The sequence below is a fragment of the Streptococcus azizii genome (genome assembly GCF_001984715.1).
Taxonomy (GTDB): Bacteria; Bacillota; Bacilli; order Lactobacillales; family Streptococcaceae; genus Streptococcus; species Streptococcus azizii.
Window position 1 is genome coordinate 19,269 of the sequence record NZ_MSPR01000003.1, and the last position, 13,746, is coordinate 33,014.

Genomic DNA, 13,746 nt, shown 5'->3' on the forward strand with positions numbered 1-13,746 from the left:
ACAGGAGTATGTCGGATCTAAACCAACTATTTCAAGAGATACTAGAAGCCAGAGGTTTTCCTTTGAAAATCAAGGAAGAGGAAGATGCCTTCATCTACAAGGGAAGAGTTTTAATCTTTGAGGAACACCAAGTGGACTTTGCCCTCTCCATCTCCAAGGGGGACAGCGAGTGTATCGCCCAGATTGTCTTTAACCAGCTGGCCTATCTGCCCGAGAGGGCAGAGCGCTCTCTCTGGTTGGATGGTCTCAATCTTCTCAACCTACAACATGGACTCTATTACTATTTCGCACTCGATGATGACAATCGAGTCTTTGCCCGCTATGTGACGAGGGTCTCACAAGATTTGGAAAACCTGTTTTTCATTCTTAGTAAAGGGGGATACATTGTAGAACGCTCCCTTACATTTTTAACCAACCATATTATCAGTCAAAAGGAAAAAGTGAATCATGAGTAAAAGACAACGAAATAAAAAACGCCTACGTCTGGAACAAAAACGCCTGAAGGCAGTTGTTGCAGCTGCAGCCATCGGGACGACAGTCGGTGTGAGTAGCCCTCTTTATGCAGAGGAGGTCTCTCCTGCTACTGCCGGTGCAGGACAGGTAGCGCCAGTCCCAGCCGAGGAAAATGCAACAACTGAAGAAAGCCCAGAAGTAGACACGGTTTCTACAACTGAGGTAGCCCCAACTGTAGCTGAAAGTCCAGCCGAGGAGACTGGGGCGGAAGCAGTAGTCCCTGCTCCTCTTGATACCTCGAGTTTGGCGCAGACCCTCGCAACCCTCAGAACCCTGCTGGAGCAAAGTGCAGCTACGAATACCAGTGAGAAAACGCCAGAGAGCCTAGCGGGCTATGAGGCAGCCCTTGCGACAGCGAGACAGGAGGAAGAAAAAGCAGCCCTCCTTCTTGCCAACGGGGCTACGAGCCAGGCGGAAGTTGAAGCCCAGGATGCGGCCTTGGTCGCAGTGATTTCCAACTTATCACAAGCTAAGAATGCCTTGGTAGACAAGGTAGTGGTTGAGGAAGGAGCTGCAGAATCTTCAACAGCTGCAACAGAAGCAGAAAAGCAGGCGTCTCCTGACAACACCTCACGGACGGTGTCCTTGACCTATACGGTAGAATATGTGAATCGGCAGACTGGAGAGGTCGTCTTTAGTATCCAAAAAGAAAAGGCGGTGACAACTACTGAGGCAGTGGCGACAGCCAGCGTCACTGAAATCGGCGCAGAACTCACCAATGAAGCAGCCCTGGCAGATTTTTACGTGCCAGATGGACTAGAGACCCAAAAAACAGTTGAATTAAGTGAAGGCACGACGACCAAAGTGACCTATCCGGTAGAACGCTTCCAAAACTTCCCAGCAGAAGCTCCAAGGCGTGTCAGACGAGCGGCAGAAGAAAATCCTGTAACGATTGAGCTGGTGTCTGTATCTAACATTGAAAATTGGGGTGGTTTCTATGATAAGTCGACTAACACATGGGCAAGATTCAAGTTTAAAATTAGTGGCGAAGGTATTGAGTCTGTAAATAGCAGTGATATTTATGATGGTAGATACGATGCTATTACAGGGTTTTATGAGGGTCAAATTTGGATTACAAGTGGGACGCCTAATACCCTTCCATTAAGATTTAATATTAGGCAGAATGGTGTGGATAAAACCGTTGATGGCCCTAGCTTGTCCTTCCTTTCAAAGGAGGACTATCAGGCTCATCGTGATCGAACTCCTTACATGACTATTGAACGGTACTGGGGAAATAATGTTTCCAATGTTGATTACACGGTCAAGAAAAATGGGACTCAGGCTCAGGTTCGCTATAAAATGGGGCTGACGCGGATTGGGACGGATGAGGTAGAATTGACAGCCGATGCCCAGAAACTAGGTCTCAACTATGACCCTGTTTCCAACTATATCACGGGGATATTAGATTTTTCAGACCCAGCTCTACTGGCAGGGAGCTATCAGATTGGACTTGTAGCAAAAGCCAATTCAGGCTACAAGGCAACCGCCCTACTTAAAATCGAAGACCCGAGAACCTTTATTCTACGGGATTTGGCGAATGGATTAAATAGTGGAGAAAATCCTAATGTACGGGAGTATGCCAATGCCGCCTATTTCAAGAATGCAAATAATGGTGGTCCCATCAGGACTGACAAAGGGAATGATACGGATGATTACCAAAATCGTGATCTAACCTATGAGATGAAGGTGACCACCACCCCCTTTGGCTATTACATTTCAAATGATCCTAATGCCAAGAAGACCGTGGCGGATGCAACGAGTACAACCCCTCAGTATGTGGCAGGTTTTCAGCTACTCCATCCCGACTCCTATGTCAACTTTACAGAAGAGGTAACCATTACCAAGTTTGAGCAGACAGGGGGGACGTCTGGATGGGAACTGGAATTTATTGACAGAAACACCCTAGCCAATCGTCCATTCGACACCCACTTAAATACAGTTGGGGCCCTTTGGTATTTAGACCATGTAAATATGGATAAAGCTACCATGTATTCAACAGGGTATGATGGGAGAACGAATTATGAGAGCAAATATCCCATCGGTCCCTACTGGGTGCTATTTAAGAAGATGGGGGAGTCAGGAACTCAGGGAAGTGCTTTTGTCACCTTTAAGACGACAGATAGCAATGGCGTCACGCGGAACTTCCGTATCAACATTACTACAGTTGAGCGTTCGCAGGACGGGCACCTGACCAATGCTGATGTCCGCTTTGAAGGAAATGCAGCCTACACGGATGCGGTCACCAAAGCGGTCCTTGTCCCAGCTTCCAGTGAGGAGCAGGTACTCGGAAAGGTTGAGCTAAACAAAATCAATGCCAGCGTTGTTCCTGTTCGTTTCCCAGATGGGACAGAATATGACGCCTCAACGCAGACGGTCAAGAAAAAAGCAGGGGTCACCCTTGCACCGGGTGTCTACACCTTCCAAGTGCGCGCCGTGGATGGTCACTTCGGTGACAATGCCCCGACCCGTGAGATGTCCTTCAAGGTCGTGGACAATATCCTTGCCATCCCCCACCAAGTGTGGACAGAAGGCTCTCGGATTGACCCCATCCCTGTCAGCATGGAGCACAATTCCGACATTACAGAGATAAAAGTCATCCGCATGGGCAATCATGCCGATCTACTAGCAGATAGTACAGGTAAGACCATCAATGGGGTCGCAACAACCCGTACGACGGAAAACCAAACAGCCCGTTTGCAGGTATCCTATCGCAATAGTGAAGGTGGCACTGACACAGTCTACACCGACTTCACCTACGAAGTACGGCCAAATGATAATCAGCTGGACCTAGATGTCACGAATGCCATTCAAACTGTCAAGGAAGGCCAGCGGTATGAAAACATGGTCGTGACGCATACCGAAGGCGCTGAATTGAGCGTGATTACAGCCCTGCCAAAGGGACTGCGCTTTTCACCAAGTACCAAGACCTTCTCAGGGCGTGGAGTAGAGGCAGGCACCTATCATATCACGATACTGGCTGAAAAAGATGGTTTGAGTGCAACAAAATCCATCCACCTCACGGTAGAGCCGGGTGAGTTAGTGGCAGATGACTATGTACGAGAAGTGGTTGCAGGAGATGCTATTGAGGAACTTCTCATTGAAAAGCCAGGCAATGCCACACTCGAGTTTAGCGATTGGAATGCGCGAGATTTAGGGAACTATGGCTTGACCTTTAACCGAGAGGAGGCGACGATTAACGGGACGACCACTCGGGTTGGAGAAAGGGAGTACACCTATTCACTGGTTCGGACAGTGAACGGGACGACACAACGGGTTAATGGTAGAATCACGCTTCGGATTACCAATCGTCCGGTGACGGTGACCAGTAATGACCAGACACTGGAAGTAGGGACAGCTATTCAGAATTTCACCATTGAAACGACAGCCGGAGCGAGCATTGGGAATATCAATACCTATTTGTTACCGCCAGGCGTCACCTATGATAGTGACAGCAAGACCTTCAGTGGCACCCCGACCCGTGTAGGAACCTTCCGCATCCCTTATACAGCAAGCTATCCTAATATTGAGGGGAATACGACTGCGACAGGCTGGTTTGTCCTCAATGTGACAGATAAGTACATTGGTGTCAACAGTGGTCAGGAAACGGTGACCGCAGGAACAGCTATTCAAGATTTTGTGATTCGACCGAGTGAGGGTGGAGAAATTAGTTATATTTCTGATGACCAACTCCCATCGGGTGTCACTTATAATCGCGAAACAAAGACTATCAGCGGTAGGCCTACAAAGGTGGGACGCTTTGTGGTGAGCTACACAGCACGCTACCCACACCTATCTGGCAATACAGAAGCAACTGGCCAATATGTACTGATCGTAACAGATAAGGCTATCAATGTGAGCGCTGGAAATCAGACGACCGTAGTAGAAAGCCAAATGCCGAATCTGGTGCTAACAGCAAGTGAGGGCGCGCATGTCGAGATTGTGAGTGAGTTACCAGCAGGTCTCAGCTATGATGCTACAACAAAGACGATTAGTGGAACTCCTAAGAAGGTGGGAACCTACATTCTTGAAGCTAGAGCCAGCTACCCAGACTTGGAAGGAAATATTGAGGCCAATACTACATTTTCCATTACAGTCTTGCCAATCGCTGCGGATGTGGAAGTAGATAGGGATAATCAACAGGTGACACTTGGAGATGACATCACACCTGTTCAGGTAAGCCACAGTCGCTTATCAGATTTATACCTATCGACCCCTTATGGAGATGTGCCAGAAAGTAGCCTAGATGCCCTGTTCCGCGACCAGTACGGCCTGCGGTATGACAGTGCGACCAAGACTATCAGTGGGACTCCGAGCCGTATCGGTACCTTTGAATTCCGTATGAAGGCTAAAAATAACTCGGATTTGGGTGGCGCAGAAGATGTGGAAACCTTTGTCATTAAGGTTGTTCCTGCTGATTTGGATCTCGTCATCAGCAATGATGCGCAGACAATCTTGCTAGGAAGCAACATACGTAATATGGTCTTAACGCATACCGATGGTGCCACACTTGACTTTGATGAGACCCAGTTACCGGAAGGGCTAGTCTACGATGCCGGAACCAAGACCATCAGTGGGACGCCAACGAAAGCGGGACGCTACGACATTCAGGCCAGCGTCACCAGTGAAGATGGGAAACGGACAAAGGTTGCTGTAGCAAGGTTAGATGTGATTGAATTGCCAGACTCTGTGCAATCAGCGGACCCTCGTCTCAATAAGATTATTGAAGGTGATACTGCCGTTTCGGGCTATGGAACTCCAAATGCCACCGTCAAAGTAAGCCTACCAGACGGTACGGTGAGAGAGACCACCGTCGGGGAAAGCGGAACTTGGTCCATTACGGATCTTCCAGCCTTTGAAAAAGGTCAGAGTGTTGATGCAAAACAAACAGAAAAAGGCAAGACCCCGAGTGACGCTATTTCAGCGACAGCTGTTCCACAGATTACCAAGGGCGATAATGGCCAAGACGGCAAGTCCCCAAGTGTCGAAACAGAACGTGGTAAGGGTACTGACGCAGCTGGTGAAGAGGTAGACGGTACTTGGGTCATTACCAAAGATGGCGACGGTAATGAGCTAAGCCGCACCTTTATCCCAGATGGCAGCAAGGGCGACAAGGGAGATAAAGGCGAAGATGGCCAAAACGGTCAGAACGGCGTAGACGGCAAGTCCCCAAGTGTTGCGACAGAACGTGGCCGTGGTACTAACGCTGCTGGCGAAGAGGTAGACGGTACCTGGGTCATCACCAAAGATGGTGACGGCAATGAGCTAAGCCGCACCTTTATCCCAGATGGCAGCAAGGGCGACAAGGGCGAAGACGGAAGCCCAGGAACAATTTTAAAAGTACAACGTGGTCGAGGAAAGGATAGTGCAGGGAACATCGTAGATGGAACGTGGATTCTCAATGAATATGATGATTTCTTATCCTTTATTCCAGACGGGCAAAATGGTTCTCGAGGAGAAGACGGCAAGTCCCCAAGTGTCGAAACAGAACGTGGCAAGGGTACTAACCCTGCTGGTGAAGAAGTAGACGGTACTTGGGTGATTACCAAGGACGGCGACGGCAATGAGCTAAGCCGCACCTTTATCCCAGATGGCAGCAAAGGCGACAAGGGAGATAAAGGTGAAGATGGTCAGAATGGCGTAGACGGCAAGTCCCCAAGTGTTGCGACAGAACGTGGCAAGGGTACTAACCCTGCTGGCGACGAAGTAGACGGTACTTGGGTGATTACCAAGGACGGTGACGGCAACGAGTTGAACCGTACCTTTATCCCAGATGGAAGCAAGGGCGACAAGGGAGATAAGGGTGAAGATGGCCAAAACGGCGTAGACGGTAAGTCCCCAAGTGTCGCGACAGAACGTGGCCGTGGTACTAACCCTGCTGGTGAAGAGGTAGACGGTACCTGGGTCATCACAAAAGATGGCGACGGCAATGAGCTAAGCCGCACCTTTATCCCAGATGGCAGCAAGGGCGACAAGGGAGATAAAGGCGAGGATGGCCAAAACGGTCAGAACGGCGTAGACGGCAAGTCCCCAAGTGTTGCGACAGAACGTGGCCGTGGTACCAACCTTGCTGGCGAAGAGGTAGACGGTACTTGGGTGATTACCAAGGACGGTGACGGCAACGAGCTAAGCCGCACCTTTATCCCAGATGGCAGCAAGGGCGACAAGGGAGATAAAGGCGAGGATGGCCAAAATGGTCAAGACGGCAAGTCCCCAAGCGTTGCGACAGAACGTGGTAAAGGTACTAACCCTGCTGGTGACGAAGTAGACGGTACTTGGGTGATTACCAAGGACGTAGATGGCAACGAGTTAAGCCGCACCTTTATCCCAGATGGAAGCAAAGGCGATAAGGGAGATAAAGGCGATAAGGGCGAAGCTGGCCAAAATGGTCAGAACGGCGTAGATGGCAAGTCCCCAAGTGTCGCGACAGAACGTGGCCGTGGTACTAACCCTGCTGGTGACGAAGTAGACGGTACTTGGGTGATTACCAAGGATGGTGACGGCAATGAGCTAACCCGTACCTTTATCCCAGACGGAAGCAAAGGCGATAAGGGAGATAAAGGCGAAGATGGTCAAAATGGTCAAGATGGCAAGTCCCCAAGTGTTGCGACAGAACGTGGCAAGGGTACTAACCCTGCTGGTGAAGAAGTAGACGGTACTTGGGTCATCACAAAAGATGGCGACGGCAATGAGCTAAGTCGCACCTTTATCCCAGATGGAAGCAAAGGCGATAAGGGAGATAAGGGTGAAGATGGCCAAAACGGCCAGAATGGCGTAGACGGCAAGTCCCCAAGTGTTGCGACAGAACGTGGTAAAGGTACTAACTCTGCTGGTGAAGAAGTAGACGGTACCTGGGTTATCACCAAAGATGGTGACGGCAATGAGCTAAGCCGCACCTTTATCCCAGATGGCAGCAAGGGCGATAAGGGAGATAAAGGTGAGAAGGGCGAAGCTGGCCAAAATGGTCAGAACGGCGTAGATGGTAAGTCCCCAAGTGTCGCGACAGAACGTGGCCGTGGTACTAACCCTGCTGGTGACGAAGTAGACGGTACTTGGGTGATTACCAGAGATGGTGACGGCACTGAAATCGCCCGTACCTTTATCCCAGACGGTCAAAACGGTCAGAATGGTCGAGACGGTGTCGATGGTAAGTCTCCAAGTGTAGCCACAGAGCGAGGCCGTGGTACCAACCCTGCTGGCGAAGAAGTAGATGGTACTTGGGTGATCACCAAAGACGGCGACGGTAACGAATTGAACCGTACCTTTATTCCAGATGGCAGCAAGGGCGACAAGGGAGATAGGGGTGAAGACGGTCAAAACGGCCAAGATGGTCAGAATGGCCGTGATGGCGTAGACGGTAAGTCTCCAAGTGTAGCCACAGAACGCGGCCGTGGTACCAACGCTGCTGGTGAAGAAGTAGATGGTACTTGGGTGATTACCAGAGATGGTGACGGCACTGAAATAGCCCGTACCTTTATCCCAGACGGTCAAAACGGTCAGAATGGTCGTGACGGTGTAGACGGTAAGTCTCCAAGTGTAGCCACAGAGCGAGGCCGTGGTACCAACCCTGCTGGCGAAGAAGTAGATGGTACTTGGGTTATCACCAAAGATGGCGACGGCAATGAGCTAAGTCGCACCTTTATCCCAGATGGCAGCAAGGGCGACAAGGGAGATAAGGGTGAAGACGGTCGTGATGGTCGCAACGGCATTGACGGCAAGTCTCCGACGGTTGAAGCCACACCAGGTGTGAATACAGAAGGTCATACAGGAATTTGGGTAATTATCCGCGATGGTAATGGCAACGAGATTAGCCGTGAATTTGTCCGTGATGGCAAGGATGGTAAAACTCCAGTAGTCACAACGGTTCCAGGTAAGAATACGGATGGGCATACAGGTATCTGGGTTATTGTCACAGATGGTGATGGTCGTGAAGTCAGTCGTGAATTTGTTCGCGATGGTCGCGACGGTCGTGATGGTCGTGACGGCGTTGACGGCAAGTCTCCGACAGTTGAAGCCACACCAGGTGTGAATACAGAAGGTCATACAGGAATTTGGGTGATTATCCGCGATGGTAATGGCAACGAGATTAGCCGTGAATTTGTCCGTGATGGCAAGGATGGTAAAACTCCAGTAGTCACAACGGTTCCAGGTAAGAATACGGATGGGCATACAGGTATCTGGGTTATTGTCACAGATGGTGATGGTCGTGAAGTTAGTCGTGAATTTGTTCGCGATGGAATTGATGGTAAAGATGGTAAAGATGGGGAATGTAGTTGCATTAACAAACCAACGGAACCAAACAAACCAACGGAACCAAGTAAACCAACGAATCCAAGCACGCCAACAGATCCAAATCAAGGAAGCCTACTTCCAAATATGGTATCGACAAAGGCATTTACTTCATCGTTCCCATCTTCTTCACATCAATCAGCTACTTCACGTTCTCAATTACCAAATACAGGTACAGAGACACTCCCATTCCTAAATGTTCTAGCCTTTGCTAGCTTAGGACTAAGTGGAGCTATGCTATTCAAAAATAAAAGAAAAGAAGATGAAAAATAGGTGAAATCATAAATAAGTACAGCCTTTTAGTAGTGCTGTACTTATTGTTAGATGAAAAGGAGGAGTGATATGAAGAAATCTTCAGTTAATTGGAATTGCATAAAAAAATATGCGATTCGCAAATTCTCGATAGGAGCAGCCTCTGTTATCATTGGAGCCAGTGTATTGCCGGGGGTGATTGCTACAACAACGGTTCACGCTGATACGCTCATTGGTCAACAAGTTCTATCAAAAGATGCGAACATCCGCAATATCATCACAACCTATACAAATTTTGACGTTGCCAAGGTACAGGGCTACATCCATCAAATCACCAATGCGGAGAAAGTGGCTCCAGAAGGGATTCAACCTGAGGCTTACAATGCCTATCAAGCCGTTGTGAGTGAAGCTGAACAGCTGGTCAGAAATATGGAAGCTGTCATTGCCAAAGGAGACAGTGTCAAACAGCAGGGACCGATCATTCTTGATGAACTGTCAAGAACGGTGGATCCTTATCGACAAGATATGAATTACACAGGGTCCGAAAATGGAATTACTGAAGAGCAAAAGCAGGCTTTGAATGTCCGATTGGATGATATTTTATCAACCCTACCAAATACACAAGAATTATATAGTGCACAAGCTGCTCTGGAAGAATTCTTAGGTATTTATAGTGGCAGAAATAAATTGGAAAATGCAATTCGTGCTGCTAAAAATGCCAAGCTAGCAGCCCCCCTATCTGAAGAATTTGTCAGTGTAATGGGGGAAGATTTTGGCTTAGGCTCATTTGAAAAAATAAGAGTGGAAAATATCTATCAGCTGACGGATACTGAAAAGGCAAGTTTAGTAGGAGCGCTCAAGAGTTGGTACGAAGCAGATTGGGGCAATGACATTCAAGAATATGTTCTATCCTCAGAAGGAACCTTTTCCATTCTCTTCGTGGATGGGACGAGTGTAAGTGCGTCTCTGGATAACATTGCCAAAGGGAAAAATAATGTTCGACCTGCCGAACCTGTCATTGAGGTAAAGGAGGAAAGCCGCACAGAGCCAGTCGCTTATAAGACGATTCGCCGTGCCAATCCTGCCCTAGCAGAGGGTCAAGAACAGGTCGTCCAAGCTGGTGTCAATGGTGAGCGCAGGATTGTCGAGACGGTCACTTTGACCGATGGCAAGGAGACCAGCCGTGTCGAGAAGTCCAACCAGATGACGAAAGAGCCAGTAGATGAAGTCATCGAATACGGTACGAAATCAGCTCCTGTCGTTGAGACTCGTGAGGAAAGCCGGACAGAGCCGGTCGCCTATAAGACAGTCCGTCGTGCTAATCCCGAACAAGGAGTAGGCTACGAACAGGTCGTCCAGCAGGGTCAAAATGGTGAGCGTACGATCGTCGAGACGGTCACTCTTACCGATGGTGTCGAGACAGGCCGTGTTGAGAAGTCCAATCAGATTACGAAAGAACCAGTAGATGAAATCATCGAATACGGCACGAAAGCAGCTCCAGTCGTTGAGACTCGTGAGGAGAGCCGTACTGAGACAGTTGCCTATAAGACAGTCCGCCGTGCTAATCCCGAACAAGGAGTAGGCTACGAACAGGTCGTCCAGCAGGGTCAAAATGGTGAGCGTACGATCGTCGAGACGGTCACTCTTACCGATGGTGTCGAGACAGGCCGTGTTGAGAAGTCCAATCAGATTACGAAAGAGCCAGTAGATGAAGTCATCGAATATGGTACGAAAGTAGCTCCAGTCGTTGAGACGAAGGAAGAAACCCGTACGGAGTCAATCGCCTATAAGACAGTCCGCCGTGCCAATCCCGAACAAGGAGTAGGCTACGAACGGGTTGTCCAAGCTGGTGTCAATGGCGAGCGCAGGATTGTCGAGACGGTCACTTTGACTGATGGCAAGGAGACCCGCCGTGTCGAGAAGTCCAACCAGATTACAAAAGAGCCAGTAGATGAAGTCATCGAATATGGTACGAAAGTAGCTCCAGTCGTTGAGACTCGTGAGGAAACCCGTACTGAGACAGTTGCTTATAAGACCGTCCGTCGCGCTAATCCTGAACAAGGAGTAGGCTACGAACAGGTCGTCCAAGCTGGTGTCAATGGTGAGCGCACAATCGTCGAGACGGTCACTTTGACTGACGGCAAGGAGACAGGCCGCGTCGAGAAGTCTAACCAGATTACGAAAGAACCAGTAGATGAAATCATCGAATATGGTACGAAATCAGCCCCAGTCGTTGAAACGAAGGAAGAAACCCGCACGGAGTCTGTCGCCTATAAGACGATTCGCCGTGCCAATCCCGAACAAGGAGTAGGCTACGAACAGGTTGTCCAGCAGGGTCAAAATGGTGAGCGTACGATTGTCGAGACGGTCACTTTGACCGATGGCAAGGAGACCAGCCGTGTTGAGAAGTCCAACCAGATTACGAAAGAACCAGTAGATGAAATCATCGAATACGGTACGAAAGCAGCTCCAGTCGTTGAAACGAAGGAGGAGACCCACACTGAGACAGTTGCATATAAGACAGTCCGTCGCGCTAATCCCGAACAAGGAGTAGGCTACGAACAGGTTGTCCAGCAGGGTCAAAATGGCGAGCGCAGGATTGTCGAGACGGTCACTTTGACTGATGGCAAGGAGACCCGCCGTGTCGAGAAGTCCAACCAGATTACAAAAGAGCCAGTAGATGAAGTCATCGAATATGGTACGAAAGTAGCTCCAGTCGTTGAGACTCGTGAGGAAACCCGTACTGAGACAGTTGCTTATAAGACCGTCCGTCGCGCTAATCCTGAACAAGGAGTAGGCTACGAACAGGTCGTCCAAGCTGGTGTCAATGGTGAGCGCACAATCGTCGAGACGGTCACTTTGACTGACGGCAAGGAGACAGGCCGCGTCGAGAAGTCTAACCAGATTACGAAAGAACCAGTAGATGAAATCATCGAATATGGTACGAAATCAGCCCCAGTCGTTGAAACGAAGGAAGAAACCCGCACGGAGTCTGTCGCCTATAAGACGATTCGCCGTGCCAATCCCGAACAAGGAGTAGGCTACGAACAGGTTGTCCAGCAGGGTCAAAATGGTGAGCGTACGATTGTCGAGACGGTCACTTTGACCGATGGCAAGGAGACCAGCCGTGTTGAGAAGTCCAACCAGATTACGAAAGAACCAGTAGATGAAATCATCGAATACGGTACGAAAGCAGCTCCAGTCGTTGAAACGAAGGAGGAGACCCACACTGAGACAGTTGCATATAAGACAGTCCGTCGCGCTAATCCCGAACAAGGAGTAGGCTACGAACAGGTTGTCCAGCAGGGTCAAAATGGCGAGCGTACGATTGTCGAGACGGTCACTCTTACCGACGGTGTTGAGACCAGCCGCGTCGAGAAGTCCAACCAGATTACGAAAGAGCCAGTAGATGAAATCATCGAATATGGTACGAAATCAGCCCCAGTCGTTGAAACGAAGGAGGAGACCCACACTGAGACAGTTGCCTATAAGACAGTCCGTCGCGCTAATCCCGAACAAGGAGTAGGCTACGAACAGGTCGTCCAAGTTGGTGTCAATGGTGAACGCAGGATTGTCGAGACGGTCACTTTGACTGACGGCAAGGAGACCAGCCGTGTCGAGAAGTCCAACCAGATTACGAAAGAGCCAGTAGATGAAATCATCGAATACGGCACGAAATCAGCCCCAGTCGTTGAGACTCGTGAGGAAAGCCGCACAGAGCCAGTCGCTTATAAGACAGTCCGCCGTGCTAATCCCGAACAAGGAGTAGGCTACGAACAAGTTGTCCAAGCTGGTGTCAATGGCGAACGTACGATTGTCGAGACGGTCACCCTGACCGATGGTGTCGAGACCAGCCGCGTTGAGAAGTCTAACCAGATTACGAAAGAACCAGTAGATGAAATCATCGAATATGGCACGAAATCAGCTCCAGTCGTTGAGACTCGTGAGGAAACTCGTACGGAGTTAATCGCCTATAAGACAGTCCGTCGCGCTAATCCCGAACAAGGAGTAGGCTACGAACAGGTCGTCCAAGCTGGTGTCAATGGCGAGCGTACGATTGTCGAGACGGTCACTCTTACGAACGGCAAGGAGACTAGCCGTGTCGAGAAGTCTAACCAAATTACGAAAGAGCCAGTAGATGAAATCATCGAATACGGTACAAAAGCAGCTCCTATTATCGGAACGACCAAGGGAGGAAACCTTGATTCAAATAAGAACACTAATTTCTTATCAATGGACGAGAGGGAGCTGCCTCCGCTTCAAAAAGATGTGAAAGAGCCAAAGAATCAGCAGGTTCTTCCTCAAACAGGAGAAATCACCCAGCTATTTCTTCCTTTAGCAACCTTTATGATTGTGACTGCCTCCGCTGTTATTGACTTGAAACCTCGGAAGAAAGAATAGAGATAATCTTATCTTGAGTTTGCAGAATACCCTACGGGCTACTCTTCAACAGTTGATGGTTACTGGACAGTATGGACGGCAGTCCTGTGGAGGTTCCATGCCTAATGACTCCATTATAGTTAGGTCATTCGATACCATAGGCTGTCTGGGCTACCTGACCAGCTGGTAATGGTCATTTATGAGGACTGGATAGAGAAGGCGATGGGCATTTCGTTCTCCAAGAGCTTCACCAGAGAGAAGTCCATAGAAATCATGCCAATCTCTTTTTATACTCAATAAAAATCAAAAGTAGAC

At 49.2% G+C, this 13,746-nt stretch carries 3 protein-coding genes; all 3 read left to right on the plus strand.

Annotated features, from left to right (window positions below):
- The first annotated feature begins 8 nt into the window (after window positions 1-8).
- The 3 genes from BVE84_RS02430 (at window position 9) to BVE84_RS02440 (ending at window position 13,452) form a co-directional block, all read left to right on the plus strand.
- Window positions 9-455 (plus strand): hypothetical protein, encoded by a 447-nt coding sequence (locus BVE84_RS02430; protein ID WP_076995500.1) that lies wholly within the window; start codon window positions 9-11, stop codon window positions 453-455.
- Window positions 448-9,072, plus strand: a complete 8,625-nt coding sequence (locus BVE84_RS02435) for a putative Ig domain-containing protein (protein WP_076995501.1) — start codon at window positions 448-450, stop codon at window positions 9,070-9,072. The genes BVE84_RS02430 and BVE84_RS02435 overlap by 8 nt, the downstream gene beginning before the upstream one ends.
- 69 nt (window positions 9,073-9,141) lie before the next feature.
- Entirely contained in the window at window positions 9,142-13,452 is a 4,311-nt protein-coding gene (locus tag BVE84_RS02440) for a G5 domain-containing protein (RefSeq protein WP_076995502.1), read from the plus strand.
- Window positions 13,453-13,746: the final 294 nt, after the last annotated feature.